19 protein-coding genes are annotated in these 25,744 nt (G+C 58.9%); 9 read left to right on the top strand and 10 right to left on the bottom strand.

From position 1 onward, the window contains the following. Positions 1-21 precede the first annotated feature (21 nt). The 7 genes from CKW14_RS25490 to CKW14_RS25460 all read left to right on the top strand — a co-directional run bounded on the left by CKW14_RS25490 (position 22) and on the right by CKW14_RS25460 (position 5,805). Positions 22-684, top strand: a complete 663-nt coding sequence (locus CKW14_RS25490) for an amino acid ABC transporter permease (RefSeq protein ID WP_003225455.1) — start codon at positions 22-24, stop codon at positions 682-684. Between the two features lie 9 nt (positions 685-693). Beyond that, positions 694-1,356: an amino acid ABC transporter permease gene (locus CKW14_RS25485; protein ID WP_095047813.1), complete on the top strand. Its 663-nt coding sequence runs from the start codon at positions 694-696 to the stop codon at positions 1,354-1,356. Continuing rightward, complete coding sequence (locus CKW14_RS25480) at positions 1,353-2,144, top strand: amino acid ABC transporter ATP-binding protein (protein ID WP_095047812.1); 792 nt, start codon at positions 1,353-1,355, stop codon at positions 2,142-2,144. The genes CKW14_RS25485 and CKW14_RS25480 overlap by 4 nt, the downstream gene beginning before the upstream one ends. A gap of 30 nt (positions 2,145-2,174) precedes the next feature. Further along, on the top strand, positions 2,175-2,564 hold the full coding sequence (locus CKW14_RS25475) for a RidA family protein (protein ID WP_007912330.1): 390 nt from the start codon (positions 2,175-2,177) through the stop codon (positions 2,562-2,564). Positions 2,565-2,693: 129 nt separating this feature from the next. Then, on the top strand, positions 2,694-3,458 hold the full coding sequence (locus CKW14_RS25470) for an IclR family transcriptional regulator (protein WP_095126363.1): 765 nt from the start codon (positions 2,694-2,696) through the stop codon (positions 3,456-3,458). Between the two features lie 39 nt (positions 3,459-3,497). Next, positions 3,498-4,712 carry an amino acid deaminase gene (locus CKW14_RS25465; protein WP_095126362.1) on the top strand — a complete coding sequence of 405 codons (1,215 nt, stop codon included), beginning with the start codon at positions 3,498-3,500 and terminating at the stop codon, positions 4,710-4,712. A 157-nt stretch (positions 4,713-4,869) separates the two neighbouring features. Continuing rightward, positions 4,870-5,805 (top strand): sugar kinase, encoded by a 936-nt coding sequence (locus CKW14_RS25460; RefSeq protein ID WP_095047809.1) that lies wholly within the window; start codon positions 4,870-4,872, stop codon positions 5,803-5,805. 130 nt (positions 5,806-5,935) lie between these two features. Here the strand turns inward: CKW14_RS25460 and CKW14_RS25455 are convergent, their stop codons facing one another. Both CKW14_RS25455 and CKW14_RS25450 read right to left on the bottom strand, forming a co-directional pair. After that, entirely contained in the window at positions 5,936-6,211 is a 276-nt protein-coding gene (locus tag CKW14_RS25455) for a peptidylprolyl isomerase (protein WP_007912322.1), read from the bottom strand. 51 nt (positions 6,212-6,262) lie between these two features. Further along, complete coding sequence (locus CKW14_RS25450) at positions 6,263-8,800, bottom strand: PAS domain S-box protein (RefSeq protein WP_095047808.1); 2,538 nt, start codon at positions 8,798-8,800, stop codon at positions 6,263-6,265. A gap of 113 nt (positions 8,801-8,913) precedes the next feature. Between CKW14_RS25450 and CKW14_RS25445 the strand changes: the two genes are divergently transcribed. Together CKW14_RS25445 and CKW14_RS25440 are read left to right on the top strand one after the other, a co-directional pair. Then, the gene (locus CKW14_RS25445; protein ID WP_095047807.1) at positions 8,914-10,023 is read left to right on the top strand and encodes a PilT/PilU family type 4a pilus ATPase; all 1,110 of its coding nucleotides are present in this window, start codon (positions 8,914-8,916) and stop codon (positions 10,021-10,023) included. Between the two features lie 127 nt (positions 10,024-10,150). Further along, positions 10,151-13,918 (top strand): hypothetical protein, encoded by a 3,768-nt coding sequence (locus CKW14_RS25440; protein ID WP_141231828.1) that lies wholly within the window; start codon positions 10,151-10,153, stop codon positions 13,916-13,918. A gap of 48 nt (positions 13,919-13,966) precedes the next feature. On the opposite strand, the gene CKW14_RS25435 is transcribed toward CKW14_RS25440, so the two are convergent. The 8 genes from CKW14_RS25435 to CKW14_RS25400 all read right to left on the bottom strand — a co-directional run bounded on the left by CKW14_RS25435 (position 13,967) and on the right by CKW14_RS25400 (position 25,651). Next, entirely contained in the window at positions 13,967-15,922 is a 1,956-nt protein-coding gene (locus tag CKW14_RS25435) for an acetoacetate--CoA ligase (protein WP_095047805.1), read from the bottom strand. A gap of 151 nt (positions 15,923-16,073) precedes the next feature. After that, positions 16,074-16,847: a 3-hydroxybutyrate dehydrogenase gene (hbdH, locus tag CKW14_RS25430; protein WP_095126360.1), complete on the bottom strand. Its 774-nt coding sequence runs from the start codon at positions 16,845-16,847 to the stop codon at positions 16,074-16,076. A gap of 7 nt (positions 16,848-16,854) precedes the next feature. Next, complete coding sequence (locus CKW14_RS25425) at positions 16,855-18,246, bottom strand: GntP family permease (RefSeq protein ID WP_007912313.1); 1,392 nt, start codon at positions 18,244-18,246, stop codon at positions 16,855-16,857. Between the two features lie 296 nt (positions 18,247-18,542). Next, positions 18,543-19,949, bottom strand: a complete 1,407-nt coding sequence (locus tag CKW14_RS25420) for a sigma-54-dependent Fis family transcriptional regulator (RefSeq protein WP_095126359.1) — start codon at positions 19,947-19,949, stop codon at positions 18,543-18,545. Positions 19,950-20,115: 166 nt separating this feature from the next. Then, positions 20,116-21,690: an ABC transporter ATP-binding protein gene (locus CKW14_RS25415; protein WP_095126358.1), complete on the bottom strand. Its 1,575-nt coding sequence runs from the start codon at positions 21,688-21,690 to the stop codon at positions 20,116-20,118. 9 nt (positions 21,691-21,699) lie between these two features. Continuing rightward, entirely contained in the window at positions 21,700-22,722 is a 1,023-nt protein-coding gene (locus tag CKW14_RS25410; protein ID WP_095047801.1) for an ABC transporter permease, read from the bottom strand. Then, positions 22,722-23,783, bottom strand: a complete 1,062-nt coding sequence (locus CKW14_RS25405; RefSeq protein WP_034154280.1) for a microcin C ABC transporter permease YejB — start codon at positions 23,781-23,783, stop codon at positions 22,722-22,724. The genes CKW14_RS25410 and CKW14_RS25405 overlap by 1 nt, the downstream gene beginning before the upstream one ends. After that, on the bottom strand, positions 23,783-25,651 hold the full coding sequence (locus CKW14_RS25400) for an extracellular solute-binding protein (RefSeq protein ID WP_093430974.1): 1,869 nt from the start codon (positions 25,649-25,651) through the stop codon (positions 23,783-23,785). Before CKW14_RS25400 ends, CKW14_RS25405 begins: the two co-directional genes overlap by 1 nt. Between the last annotated feature and the right edge of the window lie 93 nt (positions 25,652-25,744).

Genomic DNA, 25,744 nt, shown 5'->3' with positions numbered 1-25,744 from the left:
CCGCTCAAGGTACTGCTGACCATGAACTATCAGTTGAACTTTGCCGCCGTGTGGCGCGATTTCGACACCTTGCTGGCGGGGCTCGGTCTGGGCCTTGAACTGGCCTTGGTGTCGATCGCCATCGGCTGCGTGATCGGCCTGCTGATGGCGTTTGCCTTGCTCTCCAAGCATCGCGCCTTGCGGGTGCTGGCTTCGGTGTACGTCACGGTGGTGCGTAACACGCCGATTCTGGTGTTGATTCTGTTGATCTACTTTGCGTTGCCGAGTCTCGGGATTCGTCTGGACAAGATTCCGTCGTTCATCATCACGCTGTCGTTGTATGCCGGGGCGTACCTGACCGAAGTGTTCCGTGGTGGCTTGCTGAGTATCCCCAAAGGCCAGCGCGAGGCCGGGCTGGCCATCGGACTCGGTGAATGGCAGGTCAAGGCCTACGTCACCGTGCCGGTAATGCTGCGCAATGTGCTGCCGGCGCTGTCGAACAATTTCATTTCGCTGTTCAAGGACACCTCGCTGGCCGCCGCGATTGCGGTGCCGGAGCTGACCTATTACGCGCGCAAGATCAACGTCGAAAGCTACCGGGTAATCGAAACCTGGCTGGTGACCACGGCGTTGTATGTCGCGGCCTGTTACCTCATTGCCATGCTGCTGCGATACCTGGAGCAGCGTCTGGCGATCCGCCGATAGGAGGCTGCGATGTACGAATCTCCCAGTTGGTTACATGAATTGTGGGTCGCGCGTGAGCCGTTGTGGCAGGGCTTTCTGACCAGCGTGCAAGTGTCGGCACTGGCGATTCTGCTCGGCACGATGCTCGGCGTGGTCACCGGTCTGGTGCTGACCTACGGCAAATTCTGGATGCGCGCGCCGTTTCGTTTTTACGTCGACCTGATTCGTGGCACGCCGGTGTTTGTGTTGGTGCTGGCCTGTTTCTACATGGCGCCGGCACTCGGTTGGCAGATCAGCGCATTTCAGGCCGGGGCCTTGGGCCTGACGCTGTTTTGCGGTTCCCACGTCGCCGAGATTGTTCGCGGTGCATTGCAAGCTTTGCCGCGCGGGCAGATGGAAGCGAGCAAGGCCATCGGCCTGACGTTCTACCAATCGCTCGGCTACGTGCTATTGCCTCAGGCGCTGCGGCAGATCCTGCCGACCTGGGTCAACTCGTCCACGGAAATCGTCAAGGCGTCGACCTTGCTCTCGGTGATCGGCGTCGCCGAATTGCTCCTCAGCACCCAACAGATCATCGCCCGGAACTTCATGACCCTGGAGTTCTACCTGTTCGCCGGTTTTCTGTTCTTCGTCATCAACTACGGCATCGAATTACTCGGCCGGCACATTGAAAAGCGGGTGGCCTTGCCATGACTCAAGCTCAAGTTTCCCCTCAGACTCAGGCGTTGCTGGACATCCGCGGCCTGCACAAACAGTACGGCGCAGTCGAAGTGCTCAAAGGTGTCGATCTGAGCATGCAGCGCGGCAACGTGGTGACGCTGATCGGCTCCAGCGGCTCGGGTAAAACCACGCTGCTGCGTTGCGTGAACATGCTCGAAGAATTCCAGGGCGGGCAGATCCTGCTCGATGGCGAATCCATCGGCTATGACGAGGTCAACGGCAAGCGTGTGCGGCATGCGGAAAAACTCATCGCCCGCCATCGTGCGATGACCGGCATGGCGTTCCAGCAATTCAACCTGTTCCCGCATTTGACCGCATTGCAGAACGTCACCCTGGGCCTGCTCAAGGTGAAGAAAATGCATAAGGATGAAGCTGTGGCGCTCGCCGAGAAATGGCTGGAGCGCGTCGGCTTGCTGGAGCGGCGCAATCACTTTCCCGGTCAGTTGTCCGGCGGTCAGCAACAGCGCGTGGCGATTGCCCGGGCGATTGCGATGAACCCGAGCCTGATGCTCTTCGATGAGGTCACTTCGGCTCTCGACCCGGAGCTGGTTGGCGAAGTCCTCAACGTGATCAAGGGCCTGGCCGAAGACGGCATGACCATGCTGCTGGTGACGCACGAGATGCGTTTCGCCTTCGAGGTCTCGGACAAGATCGTTTTCATGAATCAGGGGCGGATCGAAGAGCAGGGGCCTCCCAAGGAACTGTTCGAACGCCCGCAATCGCCGCGTCTGGCTGAGTTTCTGAAAAATACGCGGTTTTAATCTTACGTTTTCACATCAGGAGAAACACCCATGAGCATTACGCGTTACGGCACCGGCAGCACCGCCGCTGGCGGCCAGCCACGTCCCTTCGCTCGCGCCGTTGAAGCGGATGGCTGGCTGCATGTGTCCGGCCAGGTACCGGCGGTGGATGGCGAGATTATTGTGGGCGGTATCGTCGAGCAGACCCATCAGACCATGAAAAACCTGATCGCGATTCTCGAAGAGGCCGGGTATGGCCTGGAAGACGTGGTGCGCGCAGGCGTGTGGCTGGATGATCCGCGGGATTTCAGCAGTTTCAACAAGGTCTTTGGCGAGTACTTCAAGCCTGAGCACGCACCGGCGCGCGCCTGTGTGCAGGCGAGCATGATGGTTGATTGCAAGGTCGAGATCGATTGCATCGCGTACAAGAAAAAGGCCTGATACACCGCGGCTCTTGTAGGAGCTGCCGAAGGCTGCGATCTTTTGGCATTTTTGGATGCGCCAGAAAGGCAAGATCAAAAGATCGCAGCCTGCGGCAGCTCCTACAGGGAATATTGAGTGAGTAATGACATGACCGAAGACACCATCAAACGCCGGGCTCGCGGTCTGGACCGGGCGTTCGATATTCTCGATTTCCTCAAGGAGATCGGCCAGCCGCTGCGCCCGAATGACATCGCCAACGGCATCGGCAGCCCGAAATCCACGGTCTACGAACTGGTTGCATCGTTACTCGAACGACGGATTCTGGAGCCGGTGGGCAAGGACGGTCATGTCTACCTGGGCCGGCAGTTGTACTTCCTCGGTCAGGCACATTTGCGTCATTTCGACCTCAGCCGCGAGGCCGATCATGCCTTGCAGGATATCGTCAGCCAGACCCGTGAAACCGCGCAGATGTGTCTGCTCAACGGGCGTAAATACACCGTGGCACTGATGAAGGAGGGCGAGCGGCATTTCCGCATTTCCTCCGACATCGGTGAAAACGCCCCCATCCCGTGGACCGCCTCCGGGCGCCTGCTGCTTGCGCATTTAAGCGATCAACAAATCATCGACCTGATCGACGAAAACGACTTCATCCTGCCCGACGGCGAGCGCCTGCCGCTGGAGCGTTTTCTGGCGGAAATCCGTCAGGCCGGCATCGATGGTTTCTTCTCCTTCGACAGTGTTGCCGACACCTTTACCCATTGCTTCGCCGCGCCGGTCAAAGACCCGCAAGGCGTGGCCATTTGCACCTTGTGCATCGTCGCGCCACGGGCCGATGCGAAAAACAATTACAACGACTATCGCCGGGTGCTGATCGAGAGCGCCAACAGCCTCGCCCGGCGCATCAACGAATAACGGCGGCTGGCTGCAGCCGCGAATGTGAGGAGTTCGACCATGACCACTGCCATCAATACTGCTGGAGAAAAGGGCGACGCTGCCATCGGCGCGCACCTGGTACGTGACGTCAGCCTGCCGGCGCTGGTGCTGCATCGTGCAGCGCTGGAGCACAACATCCACTGGATGCAGAAATTTGTCAGCGACAGCGGCGCGGAACTGGCGCCCCACGGCAAAACCAGCATGACCCCGGCACTGTTCAAGCGTCAGCTCGACGCCGGCGCGTGGGGCATCACCCTCGCCAGCGCGACCCAGACCCGGGCGGCTTATGCCCATGGCGTGCGTCGGGTGCTGATGGCCAACCAATTGGTCGGCACGCCGAACATGGCGTTGATTGCCGACCTGCTCGCCGATCCGTCATTCGATTTCTATTGCATGGTCGATCACCCGGACAACGTCGCTGATCTCGGCGCGTACTTCGCCTCGCGCGGGGTGAAGCTCAACGTGATGATCGAGTACGGCGTGGTCGGCGGGCGTTGCGGTTGCCGCAGCGAGCAGGAAGTCATTGAGCTGGCCAAGGCAATCAGCGCGCAACCGGCGCTGGCCCTGACCGGCATCGAAGGTTACGAAGGGGTGATCCACGGCGATCACGCCGTCAGCGGCATTCGTGAATTTGCCGCGTCGCTGGTGCGCCTGGCGGTGCAGTTGCAGGACAGCGGCGCATTCGCCATCGGCAAGCCGATCATCACCGCCTCGGGTTCGGCCTGGTATGACCTGATTGCCGAGTCGTTTGAAGCGCAAAACGCCGCTGGGCGTTTCCTCAGCGTGTTGCGCCCGGGCAGCTACGTGGCCCACGACCATGGCATCTACAAAGAGGCGCAGTGCTGCGTACTCGACCGTCGCAGCGATCTGCACGAAGGTTTGCGCCCGGCGCTGGAAGTCTGGGCCCACGTGCAGTCGCTGCCGGAGCCGGGTTTTGCGGTGATCGCACTGGGCAAGCGTGATGTCGCGTTCGATGCCGGTTTGCCGGTGCCGTTGCTGCGCTACAAGGCGGGCGTAGTGCCGGCGCTGGGCGAGGATGTCGGTGCGTGCAAGGTCACGGCGGTGATGGATCAGCACGCGTTCATGACGGTGGCGCCGGGCGTTGAGTTGCGCGTGGGCGACATCATTTCCTTTGGTACGTCGCACCCGTGCCTGACGTTCGACAAGTGGCGTGTGGGGTTGTTGGTGGATGAGCAGTTGTCGGTGATCGAGAGCATGGAGACTTGTTTCTAAGGCTTCAGACCGAGTTGCGGCCAATCGCTGGCAAGCCAGCTCCCACAGGGTTCAGTGTTGATTACAAAATCTGTGAGCGACATGAATCCTTGTGGGAGCTGGCTTGCCAGCGATGAGGCCCGCCCAGACACCCGCGAATCAACAGAGACACCACAAGATGAACACCCTCAGCCCCCTGGGCCCGAACATTCCACGCATCGCCCTGATCGGCGAATGCATGATCGAACTGCAGCAACGCGCCGACGGTAGCCTGCAACAAAGCTTCGGCGGCGACACCCTGAACACGGCGGTGTATCTGTCCCGCGCCATGGGCGAGAAGGCGCAGGTCGATTACGTCACCGCACTGGGCGATGACAGTTTCAGCGACGCCATGTGCCAGATCTGGACCAGCGAAGGCATCGGCCTGGATCTGGTGCAACGTCTGCCGGGTCGCCTGCCGGGCCTGTATTGCATCCAGACCGATGCCAGCGGCGAGCGGCGTTTTCTCTACTGGCGCAACGAAGCGGCAGTTCGCGACTGTTTCACCACCCCGGCCGCCGCGCCGATTCTGGCGGCGTTGCCGGATTACGATGTGCTGTATTTCAGCGGCATTACCCTGGCTGTGCTCGGTGCGTTGGGCCGGGAAAAACTTATCCAGACTTTGATCGAAGGCCGTCAGCGTGATGCGCGCATCGTCTTCGACAACAACTATCGACCGCGCTTGTGGGCCTCGGTCGAAGACGCGCGGGACGCCTATCGCAGCATCTTGCCGTACGTTGATCTGGCGTTGTTGACGGTGGATGACGAACAGGCACTGTTCGGTTTTGCCGATTGCGCGGCAGTGTTTGCTGCTTACGCGCAGTTCGGCACGCCGGAAGTGGTGCTCAAGCGTGGCGCCGAAGCTTGTTTGATTCAGTGTGATGGTGAAGCGTTCGAAGTGCCGGCGCAGAAGGTCGAGAAGGTGGTGGACACCACGGCGGCGGGGGATTCGTTCAGTGCGGCGTATCTGGCCAGTCGATTGCTGGGCGGCAGTCCGGTGGAGGCTGCCGAGGCCGGGCATCTGCTGGCCAGCAAGGTGATTCAGGTGCCGGGGGCACTGATTCCCAGAACCTGAAATGCAACACCTGTAGGAGCTGCCGAAGGCTCGGGCCGCGATCGGACGATCTTTTGATCTTGATGTTAAAAAACAAGATCAAAAGATCGCAGCCTCGTTTCACTCGACAGCTCCTACAGGGCTGCAGTGTTTAATCGCGGTAAAACACCTGCACTAGGTGATAACCAAACTTGCTCTTGATCGGCCCATGCACGGTGCGCAGCGGCTTTTTGAAAATCACCGCATCAATCGCCCCGACCATCTGCCCCGGCCGCACTTCACCCAGATCGCCGCCACGCTTGCCGGACGGGCAGGTCGAGAATTTCTTCGCCAGCACATCGAACGCTTCACCCTTGGCGATGCGTTGTTTGAGCTGTTCGGCCTCTTCGGCGGTTTTCACCAGAATGTGGCGGGCTTGGGCTTTCATCGTGCGATACCTGATAACGGGGTGACGGCGGGTCGCGGATTATGCCTCAAGTCACGGGGTTTGGCTGATCATCGTGTGGATCTTGCTGGCCAGCAGCTCAATGGCAAACGGTTTGGCAACCATGTCCATGCCGTCCTCAAGAAATCCCTGACGCTCGGCGGCTTTCTGCGCATAACCGGTCATGAACAACACCTTGAGGCCCGGCCGATGCTGGCGGGCGATCTCCGCCAGTTGCCGGCCGTTCATGCCTGGCAGGCCGACGTCGGTGACCAGCAGATCCACGCGTAGATCGGACTCCAGCAGGGGCAGGGCGGTCTTGGCGTCTTCGGCTTCGTGGGCCTGATAACCCAACTCCCTGAGCAGATCGAGCACCAGCATGCGCACCGCTGGGTCATCCTCAACCACCATCACGGTTTCACCGGTCGCCGTCGCCGACGGTTGTTCAACGGCGACGATGGCCGGCCGTTCCGGTTCGACGCCATACAAGCGCGGCAGGTACAAGCGCACGCAAGTGCCCTGGCCCGGCAGGCTGTCGAGGCTGACATGACCACCCGACTGCTGGGCAAACCCATAAATCATCGACAGCCCCAGCCCGGTGCCCTGGCCGATGGGCTTGGTGGTGAAGAATGGATCGAAGGCCTTGGAACGCACCGAGGGCGTCATGCCGGTGCCGTTGTCGCTGACCGCCAGCATCAGGTAATCGCCGGCCTTGACCGGTTCGAGCGTGGTGATGTCGCTGCCGTCGAGGTAGACGTTGGCCGTTTCGATCACCAGTTCACCGCCATCGGGCATCGCATCACGTGCATTGATGACCAGGTTGAGCAAGGCGTTTTCTAGCTGACTGACGTCGGTACTGACCGGCCAAACGTTCTCGGCCAGACGCAGGGTCAGTTCGATCGGATCGCCCTTGGTACGGCGGATCAGATCTTCCAGCGAATGCACCAGTTCATTGGCGTCGAGGGTTTTGCGATCCAGCGACTGGCGCCGCGAGAACGCCAGCAATCGATGGGTCAGCGCTGCCGCACGGTTGGCCGATGACACGGCGGCTTCGGTAAAACGGCCAATTTCGTCAGCCCGGCCGTTGGCGATGTAGCGCTGCATCAAATCGAGGCTGCCGATAATGCCGGTGAGCATGTTGTTGAAGTCGTGGGCGATACCGCCGGTGAGCTGGCCGACAGCCTCCATCTTCTGCGCGTGGCGCAAGGCATCTTCGGCGCGCTCGCGTTCGAACATCTCGTTCTGCAAACGCTGGTTGGCCTGGGCCAACTGTTCGGTGCGGGCGCTGACCCGTTCTTCCAGGGTTTCGTTGAGATTGCGCAAGGCTTCTTCGGTTTTCTTGCGCTCGGTCTCATCGATCACAAAGATATAGAAACCACTGATCGCGCCGTCGGCGGCGTAACGCGGCAGGTAATTCATCAGCGCGTGGCGATTGCTGCCATCGCGGTGCGGGGTATACAGGCTGAATGAGCACGGTCTGCCGGCCAGCGCCTCGGCAATGTAGGGCAGGCGCAGGAAATACGCTTCTTCACCGATGACTTCGCGAATCGTGCGCCCGTAGAGTTCCTGTGGCGTGAGGCCGTACCAATCCAGATAGGCCGCGTTGTTGAGGCGAAAGCGCTCTTCACAGTCGACATAACTGATCAGGATCGGCATGGCGTTGATGATCAGTTGCAGTTCGGTCTGGCTCTGGCGCAACGCCTGTTCGGTGTGTTTGCGCTCGGTCAGGTCCAGCGCCGCGCCGAGAAAACGCATGGGCCGGCCATGATGATCCTTGTAGCAGCGCCCGCGGGCGAATACCCAGCGCACCTCGCCATCGCCTTGCTGCAAGCGATATTCCTCAGCGTATTCGGTGCCGTGGGTGATGCAGTGCTTGATGCTGCGCGCAATCATGGCGCGGTCTTCCGGGTGCACGCCTTGCAAGTAATCGCTGATCGGCAACCGACCGGCGAGGCTGGGGTCGACGCCATGCAATTGGGCGAAATGCGCATCGGCGATAAAGCGGTCTTCGCCGATGTCCCAATCCCAGGTGCCGACAGCATCGGTCGCAGCCAGGGCCAGTTGCAGGCGCTCCTCGGTTTCCCGTTGGGCTTTGAGGCTTTCTTCCGAGCGTCGCTGCAGTTCCAGAGCGATGCGGCGGCGTTCGTTGGTTTCGATCGCGGTGACGAGGATTCCGGCGACTTGCGCGGTCTCATCACGAATCGGGCTATAGGTCAGATCCAGCCAGAAGTCGGATTCTCTGCCGTCTCGTTGCAGGGTGAAGCGTCTTTCGCTGTAGGTGCGAACCTGGCCCTGTAGGACGGCGCTGTAAATAGGGTCGGTAAAGTCGCGAAGTTCCGGCCAGATCTGGTGCGCAGGCTGTCCGAAAGCGTGCGGATGCTTGTGGCCGGCAAGCAGGGCGAAACCGTTGTTGTAGATCTGCGTGAGCTGCGGCCCCCACAACAACAGCATCGGCATCGGCGAGTGAATCACGATGTCCACCGCGGTGCGCAGGCTCTGCGGCCAGTTGCCGGCAGCGCCCAGGGGGCTGCGGCTCCAGTCGGTACGGGCGATCAGTGCCTGTGCGTCGTCGGTGTTCGGTACAGCATTCATTACATCAATCCTGAGCGTGGTTCGTTGAGGCGACGTCTATCATTGTTGCAGTTGATCTGCGCCAGGCGCAGGCCGTTGTCTGTTCATTGAATGCTTCGCGGGTGCTTTTTGCCATGGAAATCGATGCGCTGTTGTCAATTTTGTCCAATAAAAACGGTTCGGACCTGTTCCTCTCCACGGGAGCACCGCCCAGTGCGCGCATTGACGGCGTGCTCACAGTGTTGAGCGAACGCCCGTTCAAAAACGGTGAAACCGCGGCCATCGGCGCCTCCCTGATGGACGCCGAGCAACGACGGGAGTTCGACCGGGATCTGGAAATGAACCTGGCGATTTCGCGAGCGGGCATCGGGCGTTTTCGCGTCAATATCTTTAAGCAGCGCAATGATGTATCGATCGTCATTCGCAATGTCAAACTCGACATCCCGCGTTTTGCCGATCTGAAATTGCCGGCAGTACTGCTTGACACCGTCATGCTCAAGCAGGGGTTGATCCTCTTTGTCGGGGCCACCGATTCGGGCAAGTCGACCTCGCTGGCCGCGCTGATCGACCACCGCAACCGCCATAGCAGCGGGCACATCATCACCATCGAGGACCCGATCGAGTACATCCATCGCCACCAGCGCTCGATCATCAATCAACGGGAAGTCGGGGTCGATACACGCAGCTTCCACGCGGCCCTGAAAAACACCCTGCGCCAGGCACCGGACGTGGTGCTGATCGGCGAAATCCGTGACCGCGAAACCATGGAACATGCCCTGGCGTTCGCCGATACCGGGCATCTGGTGCTCTCGACGTTGCACGCGCACAACGCCAATCAGGCACTGGACCGAATTATCAATATGTTCCCGGAAGAACGGCGACCGCAGTTGTTGCATACGCTGGGAAACAACCTGAAAGCATTTATCTCGCAACGCTTAGTCCGCACCGTCGATGGGCAACGCAGGGCAGCTGTCGAGGTGCTGTTGGGCACGCCAACCATCGCAGATCTGGTTCGGCGCGGACAGTTCGAGGAGCTGAAACCGATAATGGAAAAATCCACCGAACTGGGTATGCAGACATTTGATGCGGCGCTGTACGCATTAGTCGCTGAAGGTGCAATCAGTGCGCAGGAAGCTTTAAAGAATGCTGATTCGGTGAATAATTTGAAGTTGCGGATGAAACTTTCTGAAGAGGCAAATGCTGGTAACGATACAACGTCCGAAGAATGGGGGTTGATCGATTAATGTTTTCTTGATTGTTTGTGGGGGGCGGAAACAGTTATTCATGTTTTTTAGATGGATTGGTCGTATCAAAGAAAGTAGAACGTCATCGCGCTGAAGTTGTCAGCTAATTACTTGGTGAGGTTCTAGTGTGAATGATAAGGCCCGGAATAAAACGTTCTGGTCTTCGGCTGTTGCTCTTTCCGAATGGAAGAGCAGGGATGAAGCCGATGCCGTTGAGCGTCAATTGGTTTTGACTCAACTAGAGGCGGCGTTAAGCCAATACACGGATGATCAAAAGATCAATTGGTATGGGCATGAAGTAGAGTTGCAAGCCGGATCGTCGTTGTTCGAGATCTACAATCCCGGCAGCCTTTTGCTTAATGAGTTACTTGCTACCGGCCCGGTATTCGGTGCGATTGCCAGAGAAGGCGCAAGCGATCATGACGGACTTCTGCGCGTTACGCCCGACGGCAAGATGGAAGTCCGTGCGGTCAGGGGGTGGGTGGATCTGGTCGCGGCGCGGCACTTTGAATACAGTGTTCCGACACAATCTGCACTGACGTTGATTTCGGATATAGCAAAAGTGGCCGGTGGTTATATATGGCCTGATAACGATATAACTCTCGATCAATGGTTTCGCTTTCATGACATAAACTTGCCGGACAACAAGGCGAAGGTCAGGAATTTGATCGATTTTTTCAAGTTTGATCCGCCAGTGCCAGAGTCGGGCAACTACTGGGAGTATTTTCAAACCGAAGATCCGGCATTTGTCGTATTAAGTGAGGAGCAGTTTTCAGCTATTCGTAATGCGACTGCCAAGTTGATGCCCAACAGAAAACTTCTCACGGCCCTCTACAATGTTACCGGTCGCGCCGCCGTCACACATGAGAGTGCGGCTCAACGGGTCATTGAACTCGTCAATCATCCGATTGCTCTTAATCTCGCCGGTGACTACCTGAAAGAACTGGGCTGGTTCGGTGTGAACGAGGGACAGCAGGCTTCCGATGACATTCTTCGGCAATTGCTGATGACGGCGATATTGCTCGACCTTGATCCATCGATTGGTCACGGCATACAACGTAATCGTGTGGTCGGACTTGATCTGTATGCGCCGAAAAATGTTGATCGTCACCCCTCGGTCATACTTGAGGCGCTGACGGCTGTGCTGCGAACCCGACAATGGCTTGAGGCTGGTCTGGAGCCGTTGGTTGCCCACTTGCTGTTGGCACGCAACGCACCCGAGTTTCTGGTCAGGGAGATTCCTTCGTCGGTTACCTTGGGTTCGATTGGATGGATCAATTTCTGTCGCGCCGTCATGCTGGTCGAGACACTGAAAACCGGTGCGACGCGTGGCATGACCTATGCGCAGGTCATGGCGTATGGCGAACTTGAACCGGTCAGTGAGTCGCAGAAACACAAGCGTGACCTGGCCATGATTGACCCAATCGTTGATTGGGCATTGATCAACCAGATTGTGACCGCCGCTGAACTTGAGCAGGCCGAGCAAACCACTACCCGACGTGCAATTGATGCATTCGAGCGCCACTCGGAAACGTTCGCTCAAGTCGCCAAGGCATTTTCGACGCCGTTACCCGACAGAGCGAAGATTGCCCGATCCGCTTTGCAAGTCGCCGCGCCTGGTTGCGACAGCCTGGACGAAAAAGCACTGTCCGAGAAAGGCGGACAGCAAGTCATGTCGATGGTCGACTTGCATCAATCAGGTGATCTGGTCACTGGCCAGTGGGATAGACGTACCGTGCGCCTGGTCACTAACGGTGTCCTCAGGCCGGCCATCAACTACAACCCGTCCGGTGTCAGCCTTTACGCGCGTTACCCGAACTTGTTGAAGCTAGGATCCTGTGACGAGGAGATGGATCGTCAGTTGGCTGTGCATTTCAATGATTTGAACAGCGCCATGTTGTCTAGCGTGAAACTGGCTTTGGCGCAGATGCCAGAGGCGGATTTGCAAGTCTTCATGAATGCCGATATTCACTTCCTGACCGTACGCGAGTCCGCCATTTATTTTAAATCGCGCGGCCTGGGCGGGCCCCTGAAAATTGATCTTGACCAGGAAACAATGCAAAGCAGAGATGCCGCCACGGGACGTTTTGGCATTGTGATGTATGCGTCTCACGAGAATGCGGACATCTGCTACGAACTGTTCACATCGCGCGCAGAGACTCGAAAAAATGACGCTTTGGCGGCTTTCATCAAGCGAGAGCGAAAACTGCGACAACGTTCAAGAATGAGTGCCAGCGCGGATCTAACGTTTCCACTGAGCATCACCGCGACGCAACTCCTGCCGCTCGATGTAAAACGCTATACCCATGCGACTGCTGAAGACTCTTCGATCACCAGCAGCATGGCCATTATCGATAATTTTGGCCTGCTGAACGCACCGCGAGCACCTTCGACGCCTAAGCCGGGGTTCTATCAAAAATTCAACGACGCGAATATCGAACGTATCGCCACGTTCCTGGTTAAAAATCGACCTTATCTGAACAAGAACGAGCTGAGAGAATTGGTACGCGTCCCGACTCCGCTTGAACTTTCCAGGGAGGAGGGCGAGCGATTGCTGACTTATTTCATCGACCTGGTGGTGCCTTTCAAAAAATGCATCGAGGATATTGCCTCGGGTGAACATGACAAGGTCGTCGACGGAGTTTACGGATGTCTGATGGATGGCATCGGCCTGGTGGGCACGGTGGCAGGAGCCACCTCCAAAGTCTTGAGCATTTCGGCGAAGGCTATTTCAACCACATCCAGGGCGGCGCGTTTTACCCGATTGGCATTCACCTCGGCCGTTTCCCTTCTCAACCCGCTGGATGGGGTGCCCTCTGGCATTCAGGCGGGCGGAAAATTGGTGAATAAGGGCTTGTTGCGTTTTAGCAAAAACAGCCATGAACTGGTTGCCAGGGCCAACAGCCAATTGCACAAACTCAGTGGCCGTCGGCAGTCCTATGATTTGCTCGGTGCGTCGCAAAGTACCCATTTGGGGTTGGGTCACTGGCAACCTCGCGGCACGCCTGGCAACGTTGTTGCTGTTCTGGCGGCCCGCAGCGGCAACCAATGGTACGCCTTGAACCGGCGTGGCAAGTTGTGGGGTCAACCGCTGAGCGGCTTCGCCTATCAAACACCCTTGCAGTTGCCGTATTCAACCAAGACACTTCCCGCGAGCTACACGTGCAACTTCATCGAAACAAGTCTACCTCGCGCTCGGGCGAAGATTGACAACGCTATTGCTGTGATCAGCCGACATGAGTTCAAGCGAGACGGCGATCTGCTGATGAAGGCACTGTTCGGTAACACGTCGCAGGTAGCGACTGATCGACTGGTGAATTATCTGCGCTTGATTCGCTTTGATTTCGCTGGCTTCTCAGTGAGCAACACGCTTCTCGATGCAGTGAAGCATAACGAGACACTCGCTTCTTTTGATGTGAACAACTACAAGCGTTGGAAAAGTGCCAGCTCCAACGACGCATCGGGTATTGCGTTTATCGAGATTTATACTCAAAACCTGAACAAACACTTCGTCAATCTGGGCTTCAACCATGACGTGGTGGCCGATGACCTGATCCACGAACTGTTTCATGGCAGTGCGCAGACCGTGGATGTCGGCTACGCCACGGACACAGAGCATGCAAGCCACAGCGGGCAGCGACTGGATGTAGCGCAGCTGCTGAATCTTGCGTCCGGCAACCTCCCTGTCGCGGACTCGATCGCTGGCAATCATGCGGTATCCAAGGCCTTTGAGAATGCCGACTCGCTGGCAATTGCCACTTCGTTACTGAGTCAAATGGCTACGGACAAAACGACATTCGACCGCAACATGACGATCATTCGCAGGGCACTCGATGCCAGTGGCGGTAGAGCGATTGGTCAGCCGGTTGTGATTACGCTGAACAAACCCCTCTGACGCCATGCACCGTCGTCAACGCTTGCCGTAAGCGTATCAGCGCCGGGTTCAAACGCTCAGTTCCAGCCGATCCCGAAACTGCTCCAGCGCTTCGGGATTGGCCAACGCATCGGTGTTTTTCACCGGCCTGCCGTGCACCACCTCGCGCACTGCAAGTTCGACAATCTTGCCGCTGATGGTGCGCGGAATGTCCGTCACCGCAACGATCTTCGCCGGTACATGCCTTGGGGTGGTATTGGCGCGGATCTCCTGACGGATGCGTTGCTCCAATGCGTCATCCAGTGCCAGCCCTTCGCGCAACTTCACAAACAGCACAACCCGCACGTCATCCTGCCACTGCTGACCGATAGCGACGCTGTCCAGCACTTCGCTGACTTTCTCGACCTGCCGATAGATCTCCGCTGTGCCAATGCGCACGCCACCCGGGTTGAGCACTGCATCAGAGCGGCCATGGATCAGCATCCCGCCGTGAGGCCGTTGCTCGGCGTAATCGCCCTGTGCCCAGACCCCGGGAAACAGGCTGAAATACGATTGCCGCAATTTTGCGCCGTCCGGGTCATTCCACAGGCCAATCGGCATGGCCGGGAAATGCCGGGTGCAGACCAGTTCACCTTTTTCACCGAGCACCGGTTGGCCGGCGTCATTCCAGACTTCGACCGCCATGCCCAGGCTCTTGCCCATGATCTCGCCGCGCCGCACCGAGGACAGCGGATTGGCGTTGACGAAGCACGAAACGATATCAGTGCCGCCCGACATCGACGCCAGGCATACATCCGCTTTCAAGTCGCGATAGACGAAGTCATAGCTTTGCGGCGATAACGCTGAGCCCGTGCACAGCAGCGTCTTCAGGCTGCCCAGATCATGACTTTCCCGGGGCTTGGCGCCGCTGCTTTCCAGGGTGGCGAGAAACTTGGGGCTGGTGCCGAACACACTGATGCGCTCGTCGTCGATCAAGTCGAGCAAACGCTGGTTGTCCGGGTGAAACGGCGAGCCGTCGTACAGCACCACCGCGCTGCCGACCGCGAGCGCCGAGACCAGCCAGTTCCACATCATCCAGCCGCAGGTGGTGTAGTAGAAAAGTCGATCGCCGGGGCCGAGATCGCAATGCAGGCCGTGTTCCTTGACATGTTGCAGCAACACGCCGCCGGTGCTGTGGACGATGCATTTCGGCACGCCGGTGGTGCCGCTGGAATACAGCACGTACAGCGGATGATGGAACGGCATCGGGACAAAATCCGGTTCGCCGCCGACCTGATAAAAGTCATCCCATAAAGTCACTTCGGCGTGAGTCTTGTATGCCTCGACACGGGCCTGCGGCTGAGCGTAAGGCACGATGATCAACTGCTTCAGCGTTGGCAGTTGCTCAAGTATTCCGTTGATCTTGTCGGTCTGCTCGATGACTTTGCCGGCATAGCGATAACCGGCGCAGGTGAGCAGCACCTTGGGTTCGATCTGGCCGAAGCGATCGATCACCCCATGGGTGCCGAAATCCGGCGAGGAGCACGACCAGATTGCACCGAGGCTGGTGGTGGCGAGCATCGCCACCAGGGTCTCCCAGGTATTGGGCATGCAGGCGGCGACGCGATCGCCAAGACCAACACCGGCGGCGCGCAAACCGGCTTGAAATCCGGCGACATGCTCGGCGAGTTCGGCCCAGGTCAACTGCTCGCGTTGACCGTTCTCCGCCACGCTGATCACCGCCACGGCATCGTCACGCCGCCGCAGCAAGTGTTCGGCGAAGTTCAGCGTGGCGCCGGGAAACCACTCGGCGTCGGGCATCTTCGAGCCTTCGCGCAGCACGGCATCGGGTTGCGTGTGGAAGCGGATATCGAAGAAATCGACAATCGCCTGCCAGAATTCCGCGCGCTGCTCGACGCTCCATTGGTGCAGGGCAGGGTAATCGTCGAGTTTCAGTGAATGGCGTTGATTGACCGCACGACGGAAGGTGTCCATGCGCGACTGGGCGATACGGTTGGCGTCGGGTTGCCAGAGGATGTCGGACATTGTTTGCCTCTTGTTTTATTCATGCACAAGGTCGAGCGCACACATAGCACCTGTGGGAGCGAGCCTGCTCGCGATAGCGGTGTGCCAGAACGGTAAAATTTAACTGACACAAAGCTATCGCGAGCAGGCTCACTCCTACCGGGACGCAGCATTACTGCGCCAACCACCCACCATCAATATTCCACGCCGCGCCGCGCACCTGGCTGCCAGCCTCGCTGCACAAAAACAACACCAGTTCGCCCAGATGCTGCGGCGTCACGAATTCCAGCGATGGTTGCTTCTCGGCCAGCAAATCATGCTGCGCCTGCTGCGGATCGACCCCCTTGGCCGCACGGTCGTCGATCTGCTTCTGCACCAGTGGCGTGAGCACCCAGCCCGGGCAGATCGCGTTGCAGGTGACATTGCTGGTCGCGGTTTCCAGGCCGACCACTTTGGTCAAGCCGATAACGCCGTGCTTGGCGGCGACATACGCCGCTTTGCCGGTCGAGCCGACCTGGCCATGCACGGAGGCGATATTGATGATTCGCCCCCAGCCTTTGGCGCGCATTCCCGGCAAGCTCAGACGCGTGCTGTGAAACACCGAAGACAGGTTGATGGCAATGATTGAGTCCCAGCGCTCGACGGGAAAATCCTCCACGGCGGCGACGTGCTGGATGCCGGCGTTGTTGACCAGAATGTCGACACCGCCGAATTCGCGCTCGGCGTAATTGATCATGTCGGCGATCTGCGTCGGGTCACTGACATCGGCCGGATGATGGCCGACCTTGTCGCCGAACCGGGCGACTTCGGCGATGACTTTCGACGCATCGCCAAAACCATTGAGAATCAGATTCGCGCCAGCCTTGGCCAGGCTCAGTGCGATGCCCAGACCAATGCCGCTGGTGGAACCAGTCACCAGCGCGGTCTTGCCGGAAAGAGTCGTCATGAGTACCTCACACAATGCCAGTGGCGTAGAAAGTGCCGATCACTACGAAAACCGCCAGGGTCTTGATCAGCGTAATACAGAAAATGTCTTTGTAGGCTTCGCGGTGGGTCAGGCCCGTCACCGCGAGCAAGGTGATGACCGCGCCGTTGTGCGGCAGGGTGTCCATGCCGCCACTGGCCATCGCGGCGACGCGGTGCAGCACTTCCAGCGGAATGTTCGCGGCGTGGGCCGCACTGATGAACTGCTCGGACATCGCCGCCAGCGCAATGCTCATGCCGCCCGACGCGGAGCCGGTGATACCGGCCAGAAGGGTCACGGTGATGGCTTCGTTGACCAGCGGATTGGGAATCTGTTTGAGCCAGTCCGCCAGCACCAAAAAGCCTGGCAGCGACGCGATCACCGCGCCGAAGCCATACTCCGAGGCGGTGTTCATCGCCGCCAGTAATGCGCCGCTCACGGCACTTTTGCTGCCTTCGGCGAGCTTGCTGCGAATCGCCTGAAAGCCAAACGCCAGGACCATCAGAATGCCGACCAGCAAAGCCGCCTGCACGGCCCAGATCGCCGTCAGTTTGGCGATCTCGGTGGTCACCGGTGCCGCCATGCCCGGCAGCGCGAGGCTGTGGGTCTTGCCGTACCACTGCGGAATCCATTGGGTGAAGAGCAGGTTCATGATGCCCACCGCCAGCAATGGCGACAGGGCAAGCCATGGGTTTGGCAGTTTCAGATCTTCAGCGGTTTCCGGCTCGTTGCGCAATTCAGTGCCGTAGCCTTCGCCAGCACGTTGCGCCTTGTTGCGTTGCCGCTGCAGAAACAGCATGCCGGCGCAGAACACGAAAATCGTGCCGATCACGCCCAGCCACGGCGCCGCCCATGCGGTGGTGTTGAAAAAGGTGCTGGGGATGATGTTCTGGATCTGCGGCGTGCCGGGCAGGGCGTCCATGGTGAACGAGAAAGCGCCGAGAGCGATGGTGGCCGGGATCAGCCGCTTGGGGATATTGCTCTGGCGGAACATCTCGGCAGCAAACGGATAGACCGCGAAGACCACCACGAACAGCGACACGCCGCCGTAAGTAAGCAGAGCGCAGACCAGCACGATCACCAGCATCGCTTGCTTGGTGCCGAGCAAGCGAATGGCCGCCGCGACAATCGAACGGGAGAAGCCCGACAGTTCGATCAACTTGCCGAACACGGCACCGAGCAGGAATACAGGGAAATACAGTTTGATGAAGCCGACCATTTTCTCCATGAACACCCCGGTGAACGCAGGGGCGACGGCGGAAGGGTCGGTGAGCAGAACTGCGCCGAGGGCGGCAATCGGGGCGAAGAGGATAACGCTGTAGCCACGGTAGGCGGCCAGCATCAGCAGCGCCAGGGCTGCCAAAGCAATGATCACACTCATGGTGTGTCTCTCCAGAATTGTTATTTTTGTGGGTAGAACGGGTGTGGGAGAGGCTATAGCGAGATCTGTGCCAGATGTCTAACTAATTGAAATATAAGAATTTTATTGATTTGCTTGAGGGGTTTTCAGGTATTTTGTCTCATTTTGGAGACCGGGTTAAGCCGAAAAGATCGCAGCCTTCGGCAGCTCCTACAGTGCGGACGCGAATTTCCCCTGTAGGAGCTGCCGAAGGCTGCGATCTTTTGATCTTCAAACAATCGATCTACAGAAAGAGATCATTGTCTCTATTTAGAGACTCAGGCAATCCCCAACGCCACCATCTTCTTGTACAACGTCGACCGCCCAAGCCCCAATCGTACCGCCGCTTCCGGCACGTTCCCCGCACATTTCGCAAGAGCTGCCTGAATCAACTGCCGATCAAACCGCTCCCGCGCCTGAGCAAAAGTCTCGTCAGCCAGCGTCTCCATCGTCGGCACCGAGGCACGCTCAACTGGCGTCAAGGTGCCAATCGCCGCACGAATATCCTGCTCAGTCAGCATCAAGTCATCACTGAGCAACGCCGCCCGTTCGAGCACATTACGCAGTTCGCGAATGTTCCCCGGCCAGGCATGCTGGCCGAGCAACGCCAGCGCATCCCGGTGCAGTTCGTGTTGGCTGCGCAGTTCTTCCAGAATCGCTTCACTGAGTGCCGGTAAATCATCAAGGCGTTCACGCAATGGCGGCACCTGAATCGGCAACACATTCAGGCGATAGTACAAATCGGCGCGGAACTCGCCGCGCTTGATCGCCGCTTGCAGATCGGTCGAGGTGGCAGCAATCACGCGCACGTCGCTCTGAATCACCTCGTTGGAGCCGACCGGTTCGAACTCCTTTTCCTGCAACACGCGCAGCAGTTTGCTCTGCAAGGGCAGCGGCATGTCGCCGATCTCGTCGAGGAATAACGTGCCGCCCTGAGCGATCTGCAACTTGCCGGTGCGACCCTTGCGGTCGGCGCCGGTGAACGCGCCCGGTGCCGTGCCGAAAAATTCCGCCTCCAGCAGTGCCTCGGGAATTGCCGCGCTGTTGATGCTGACGAACGCTTTGTGCGCCCGTGGCGAGGCGCTGTGAATCGCCTGGGCCAACAGCTCTTTGCCGGTGCCGGTCTCGCCGAGCAGCAGCACCGGCGACTCCGCGCTGGCGCTGCGCCGAGCGCGGCGTTTGACTTCGAGGCTGGCAGCGCTGGTGCCGATGAAATGGGCGAAGTTGTATTTGGTTTGTCGGGCGCGCAGCAGAGAACGGGTCGAGGCCAGCTCTTCCTGCATGCTTAAGTAGCGTTTGAGCATCGGCGACAGCGTGCGCAACTCGTCGAACAGGGCAAAACCGATCGCGCCGATGACCGTGCCGGCGTCGTCGTGGATCGGCAGGCGCATCACCACCAAAGGCTCCTTCGGCGTGTCCTGCATGTCCAGAAGAATAGGGCGACCGGTGCGCACGACTTCGCGCAACAGGCTGCCGGGAATTACGCTTTCACAGGGTTTGCCGATCGCGCCTGCAGCCGATTCAAGACCGAAACGCCGAGCATAACGCTCGTTCATCCAGACGATACTGGCATCGCGGTCGACAATCACCGTGCCCTCGCTGGATTGCTCGATGATCTCGAACAGCGAACGGATCGCCAGGGTGCGCACCCGTTGGTAGTCCTTGAGGCTTTCGGTGGTGTTCATGGATGCTGATCCTGATTGTGTATGGCCTGTGCCGGCCCCTTCGCGAGCAGGCTCGCTCCCACAGTAGATTGGGTCTTTCCCAAATTTTGTGTCCGGCGTGAACCTTGTGGGAGCGAGCCTGCTCGCGAAAGCCTCGACCCGGTTTCACGCCGAACACATATGACGCCTACCCCGGATGCGCCGCCGCCAACAGCTCTTTGGTGTACGGATGCTGCGGTGCAGCAAACACCTCATGGCTGGCGCCACGCTCGACCACTTTGCCGTCCTTGATCACGATCATGTCGTGGGCCAGCGCGCGCACCACCGCCAGGTCATGGCTGATGAACAGATAAGTCAGACCGTGTTTTTCCTGAAGCTGGCGGAGCAGCGCGACCACTTGTTTCTGTACCGTGCGATCCAGCGCCGACGTCGGCTCGTCGAGCAGGATCAGCGCCGGTTTCAGCACCAGAGCCCGCGCGATAGCGATGCGTTGGCGCTGGCCACCGGAGAATTCGTGGGGATAGCGATGGCGACTTTGCGGGTCGAGACCGACCTCTTTGAGTACGCGGATGACTTGTTCATCGCACTCGTCAGCGCTTGACTCGCAATGCACTTCCAGGCCTTCGCTGATGATCTGCGCGACTGACATGCGCGGGCTGAGGCTGCCGAACGGATCCTGAAACACCACCTGCATCTGTCGGCGCCATGGGCGCATTTGCTTCTGATTGAGACCGTCGAGTGCCTCGCCCTGAAAGCGGATACTGCCTTCGGAGTCGAGCAGACGCAGGATCGCCTGACCCAGCGTCGATTTGCCGGAACCAGACTCGCCGACGATGCCCAGCGTCTTGCCACGCTGGATGCTTAGGCTGATGCCATCCACCGCACGCAGGTACTGCTTGCGCTGGAACAGACCGCCACCGACGACAAACTCAACCTTGAGATCGTCGACCTCCAGTACGTTTTCGCGCTCATCCCGAGGCAGTGCTTCGCCTTCGGGCTCGGCGTTGAGCAGCACGCAGCTATAAGGATGCTTCGGTTCGGTAAACAGGGTTTCGCAGGGCGCCTGCTCGACGATTTCCCCGGCCTTCATCACGCACACCCGTTGCGCGATGCTGCGCACCAGATTGAGGTCATGGCTGATCAGCAGCAGCGACATGCCCAGGCGCTGTTGCAGGGATTTGAGCAGCAGCAGGATCTTGCGCTGCACGGTCACGTCGAGCGCGGTGGTCGGTTCGTCGGCGATCAACAGCTCCGGTTCGCAGGCCAGGGCCATGGCGATCATCACCCGTTGTCGTTGTCCACCGGAGAGTTGATGCGGGTAAGCCTTGAGGCGTTCCTTGGGTTTCTGGATGCCCACCAGTCCGAGCAGTTCGAGGATCCGCGCCTGCGCCGCTTTGCCGCCGAGGCCACGGTGCAGCAGCAGGGTTTCGCCGATCTGTTTTTCGATGGTGTGCAGCGGATTCAGCGAGGTCATCGGCTCCTGAAAAATCATGGCGATGCGGTTGCCACGCAGTTCGCGCAAGACTTTGGGATCGGCGCCGATCAGTTCCTGTCCGCGATAGCGAATGCTGCCAGTGGTTTGCGCTTCGCTTTCGGGCAGCAATTGCAGAATCGAATGGGCGGTCACCGATTTGCCCGAGCCCGACTCGCCAACCAGGGCCAGACACTCACCGGGGCGAATGTCCAGGCACAGGTCGCGCACCACGGTCTGGTCATGGAAGGCAACGTTGAGGTTACGGATTTCAATCAGGTTGTCAGTCATGGCCACGCTTCAGGATCGAGGGTCGAAGGCGTCACGTAACGCTTCGCCGATGAACACCAATAAAGAAAGAATCAGCGCCAGGGTGAAAAACGCCGTCAACCCGAGCCACGGTGCTTGCAGATTCTGTTTGCCCTGGCCGATCAACTCACCCAGCGAGGCGCTGCCGGCGGGCATGCCGAAACCGAGAAAATCCAGCGCGGTGAGGGTGGAAATCGCCCCGGTCAGAATGAACGGCAAGTAGCTCAATGTTGCATTCATGGCGTTGGGCAGAATGTGTCGGAAGATCACCTTGCGATCGCTCAGGCCCAGCGCGCGGGCGGCTTTGACGTACTCCAGATTACGTCCGCGCAGAAACTCGGCGCGCACCACATCCACCAGCGCCAGCCATGAGAACAGCGCCATGATCCCCAGCAGCCACCAGAAATTCGGCTCGACGAAACCAGAGAGGATGATCAGCAGGTACAACACTGGCAGCCCCGACCAGACTTCCAGCACGCGCTGCCCGAGCAAATCGACCCAGCCACCGTAGTAGCCCTGCAATGCCCCGGCGGCGATGCCGATCAGAGCGCTGACAAAGGTCAGCATCAAGGCAAACAGAATCGACACCCGCGCGCCGAATATCACTCGCGCCAGTACATCCCGCGATTGATCGTCTGTGCCTAACCAGTTGACTGACGTCGGCGGGCTCGGCGCCGGTTTGGTGAGGTCGTAGTTCGGTGTGTCGTCACTGAACGGAATCGGCGGGAACAGTAGCCAGCCGCCGTCCTTGCGAATCAGGTTCTGCACATAGTCGCTGCGATAATCGGCCTGGAATGGCAGTTGTCCGCCGAACTCCTGTTCGGTGTGGCGCTTGAACACCGGGAAGTACCACTGGTCCTGATAGCTGACGACCAGAGGCTTGTCATTGGCGATCAACTCACCACCCAGTGTCAGCACAAACAGGCCGATAAACAGCCATAACGACCACCAGCCACGGCGGTTTTTCTTGAAGCGCTCGAAGCGCCGACGCCCTAGAGGGGAGAGCTTGAACATCAGGCGTTCCTCGCGGCGAAGTCGATACGCGGGTCGACCAGCGTGTAGCACAGGTCACCCACCAGTTTTATCAGCAGGCCGAAGAGGGTAAAGATGAACAGCGAACCGAACACCACCGGATAATCCCGCGAAACTGCTGCTTCGTAACTCATGCGCCCAAGACCATCGAGGGAGAAGATCACTTCGATCAGCAAGGAGCCGGCGAAGAACACACTGATGAACGCCTGCGGGATGCCGGACACCACCAGCAGCATCGCGTTACGGAACACATGGCCGTACAGCACGCGACGCTCGCTCAGGCCTTTGGCGCGAGCGGTCACCACATACTGGCGGGTGATTTCATTGAGAAACGAGTTCTTGGTCAGGATCGTCAGCGTGGCGAAACCGCCGATCACCAGTGCCGTCACCGGCAGCACCAAGTGCCAGAAGTAGTCGGCAATCTTGCCGAGGGTCGACAGCGATTCGAAGTTATCCGACACCAGGCCACGCACCGGAAACCAGTTCAATGACGTGCCGCCGGCAAACACCACGATCAAGAACATCGCAAACAGAAACGCCGGCATCGCGTAGCCGATGATGATCGCCGTGCTGCTCCAGATATCGAAATGACTGCCATGGTGCACGGCCTTGCGGATCCCCAGCGGGATCGACACCAGATAGGTGATCAGCGTCGCCCATAGCCCGAGGGAAATGGTCACGGGCATTTTTTCCAGGATCAGGTCGGTGACTGTCGCGCCACGGAAAAAGCTTTTGCCGAAATCCAGTTGTGCGTAGTTCTTCAGCATCAGCCACAGGCGCTCATGGGCCGGTTTGTCGAAGCCGTACTGTTTTTCGATGTCCTTGATCAGTTGCGGATCGAGGCCGCGACTGGCGCGGGAAGTACCGCTCATGGTTTCGCTGGCACCGCCGCCGACACTGGCGCCGCCGATCCCTTGCAGGTGGGCGATGGCCTGTTCCACCGGACCGCCGGGCGCGGCCTGGATAATCACGAAATTGACCAGCAGGATGATCACCAGCGTCGGGATGATCAGCAGCAGGCGCCGCAGTATGTAACCCCACATCAGTGCGGCCCTCCGGGTCTGCCACGGGCAATTTTTTCCGCGGTCATCTGCTGATTGGTCAGCGGTGTGCTGCTGATTTCCCACCAGCTCTCGATGGCTTCGTCATTGCTGGCTTGCACCGACGGTATGCCGAAGCGGTTCCACCACACGGTCGAGGTGCCCGGTGGATAGTAGTTGGGAATCCAGTAGTAATTCCATTGCAGCACCCGGTCCAAGGCGTGCGCGTAATGCAGCATGTCGGACTGGGTGGAGGCGCGGATCAGGCCGTTGATCAACGTATCCACGGCAGGATTTTTCAACACCATGTAGTTGTTCGCGCCCGGGTCGTTGGCCGACGCGGAGGCGAAGTAATTGAGCAATTCGCCCCCCGGCGAGGTGCTGACCGGGTAACCGGTGACGATCATGTCGTAGTCGCGGCTCATCAGGCGATTGACGTATTGCGAGGAGTCGATACGGCGAATGTTCAGATCGATGCCGATCTGTTTCAGCGTGCGCTTGTACGGCAGCAACAAGCGATCCATGCCGTTCTGGCTGACCAGGAAGGTGAAGCTCAGTGGTTCGCCCTGGGCGTTCACCAACTGATCGCCATCCGGTTTCCAGCCCGCCTGTTCGAGCAGTTCGAGGGCCTGCAACTGTTTGTCACGGATGACACCGCTGCCATCGGTTTTCGGCGCTTCGAAGACTTTAGTGAAAACCTCTTCGGGAACCTGGCCGCGCAGCGGTTCGAGGATTTTCAGTTCCTGCGCATCGGGCAGTTCGCTTGCCGCCAGTTGTGTGTTGGAAAAGTAGCTCTGCTGGCGGATATACATACCGCGCATCATCTGCCGGTTGCTCCACTCGAAATCCCAAAGCATGGCCAAGGCCTGGCGTACGCGGCGATCGGCGAACATGGGTTTCTGCAGGTTGAACACAAAACCCTGGGCTGACTGTGGCGCCTCGGTGGCCAGATGCGCCTTTTGCAGGCGTCCGTCGCTCAGTGCCGGGCTGTCATAGCCGATCGAGTAGCCAGTGGCCGAAAACTCGCGGTTGTAGTCATAGGCGCCACCGCGCAGCACTTGGCGGGCGACGTCGGTATCACCGAAGTACTCGATGCTGAAATGATCGAAATTGTACAAGCCACGACTGACCGGCAGATCCTTGCCCCACCAGTCGGCGTTGCGTTCAAACGTGATACTGCGCCCCGAATCGACCTTGCCGACTCGATACGGGCCGCTGCCCAAGGGGGCTTCATAACCGCCGCCGCCGGCGAAATCGCGGCTCTTCCACCAATGCTCGGGGAATACCGGCAGGGTCGCGATGTCCAGTGGCAGGGTGCGGTTTTCATTACTCTTGAAATCGAAGCGCACGGTCAGCGGCGCTTCGACTTCGACGCCTTTGACGTCGGCAAACTGGGTGCGATAACGCAGGCTGCCCTGGGTCATCAATAAATCGTAGGTGTAACGCACGTCTTCGGCGGTGATCGCTTTGCCGTCGGCGAAGCGTGCCTTGGGATTGATATAGAAGCGCAGCGACAGACCATCATCCGAGCGTTCCATCTTTTGCGCGACCAGACCGTAGACCGTGTAAGGCTCGTCGAGCGAGCGCTGGGCCAGCGGCGAATAGAGCAAGCCATCGATCTGAGTGACGCCGATGCCTTTGTCTATATAAGGAAGGACATGGTCGAAGTGGCCGATCTCGATGGCCGAGCGGCGCATTGTCCCGCCCTTTGGCGCTTGCAGGTTGGTGTAGTCGAAATGACTGAAGCCGGCAGGATACTTGGCAGGCTCGCCATAAACGGTCAACGCGTGTTGCGGTGCAGCGTTTGCGCCGGTGGCGCCCGTCAACAGGGCGAGGGCGGTGAGCATCAATGTGGGGAAAACCAGTCGCATTGTCAGCCTTGGAACCGGGAAATCGATAAGCGCAAGTTGTACGCGAGAGGCGCGTCAGTCGCCAGCCGTATATGTAACTGAAACACAACGGCC

It is taken from the genome of Pseudomonas sp. Irchel s3a12 (assembly GCF_900187485.1).
GTDB lineage: Bacteria > Pseudomonadota > Gammaproteobacteria > Pseudomonadales > Pseudomonadaceae > Aquipseudomonas > Aquipseudomonas neuropathica.
This window is presented reverse-complemented; position numbering and strand designations above follow the sequence as displayed.

Excerpts from the sequence above, each read along its gene's own strand:
- CKW14_RS25490 (WP_003225455.1), top strand. The coding sequence starts at position 22 with ATGAACTATCAGTTGAACTTTGCCGCCGTGTGGCGCGATTTCGACACC.
- CKW14_RS25485 (WP_095047813.1), top strand. The coding sequence starts at position 694 with ATGTACGAATCTCCCAGTTGGTTACATGAATTGTGGGTCGCGCGTGAG.
- CKW14_RS25480 (WP_095047812.1), top strand. The coding sequence starts at position 1,353 with ATGACTCAAGCTCAAGTTTCCCCTCAGACTCAGGCGTTGCTGGACATC.
- CKW14_RS25475 (WP_007912330.1), top strand. The coding sequence starts at position 2,175 with ATGAGCATTACGCGTTACGGCACCGGCAGCACCGCCGCTGGCGGCCAG.
- CKW14_RS25470 (WP_095126363.1), top strand. The coding sequence starts at position 2,694 with ATGACCGAAGACACCATCAAACGCCGGGCTCGCGGTCTGGACCGGGCG.
- CKW14_RS25465 (WP_095126362.1), top strand. The coding sequence starts at position 3,498 with ATGACCACTGCCATCAATACTGCTGGAGAAAAGGGCGACGCTGCCATC.
- CKW14_RS25460 (WP_095047809.1), top strand. The coding sequence starts at position 4,870 with ATGAACACCCTCAGCCCCCTGGGCCCGAACATTCCACGCATCGCCCTG.
- CKW14_RS25455 (WP_007912322.1), bottom strand. The coding sequence starts at position 6,211 with ATGAAAGCCCAAGCCCGCCACATTCTGGTGAAAACCGCCGAAGAGGCC.
- CKW14_RS25450 (WP_095047808.1), bottom strand. The coding sequence starts at position 8,800 with ATGAATGCTGTACCGAACACCGACGACGCACAGGCACTGATCGCCCGT.
- CKW14_RS25445 (WP_095047807.1), top strand. The coding sequence starts at position 8,914 with ATGGAAATCGATGCGCTGTTGTCAATTTTGTCCAATAAAAACGGTTCG.
- CKW14_RS25435 (WP_095047805.1), bottom strand. The coding sequence starts at position 15,922 with ATGTCCGACATCCTCTGGCAACCCGACGCCAACCGTATCGCCCAGTCG.
- hbdH (WP_095126360.1), bottom strand. The coding sequence starts at position 16,847 with ATGACGACTCTTTCCGGCAAGACCGCGCTGGTGACTGGTTCCACCAGC.
- CKW14_RS25425 (WP_007912313.1), bottom strand. The coding sequence starts at position 18,246 with ATGAGTGTGATCATTGCTTTGGCAGCCCTGGCGCTGCTGATGCTGGCC.
- CKW14_RS25420 (WP_095126359.1), bottom strand. The coding sequence starts at position 19,949 with ATGAACACCACCGAAAGCCTCAAGGACTACCAACGGGTGCGCACCCTG.
- CKW14_RS25415 (WP_095126358.1), bottom strand. The coding sequence starts at position 21,690 with ATGACTGACAACCTGATTGAAATCCGTAACCTCAACGTTGCCTTCCAT.
- CKW14_RS25410 (WP_095047801.1), bottom strand. The coding sequence starts at position 22,722 with ATGTTCAAGCTCTCCCCTCTAGGGCGTCGGCGCTTCGAGCGCTTCAAG.
- CKW14_RS25405 (WP_034154280.1), bottom strand. The coding sequence starts at position 23,783 with ATGTGGGGTTACATACTGCGGCGCCTGCTGCTGATCATCCCGACGCTG.
- CKW14_RS25400 (WP_093430974.1), bottom strand. The coding sequence starts at position 25,651 with ATGCGACTGGTTTTCCCCACATTGATGCTCACCGCCCTCGCCCTGTTG.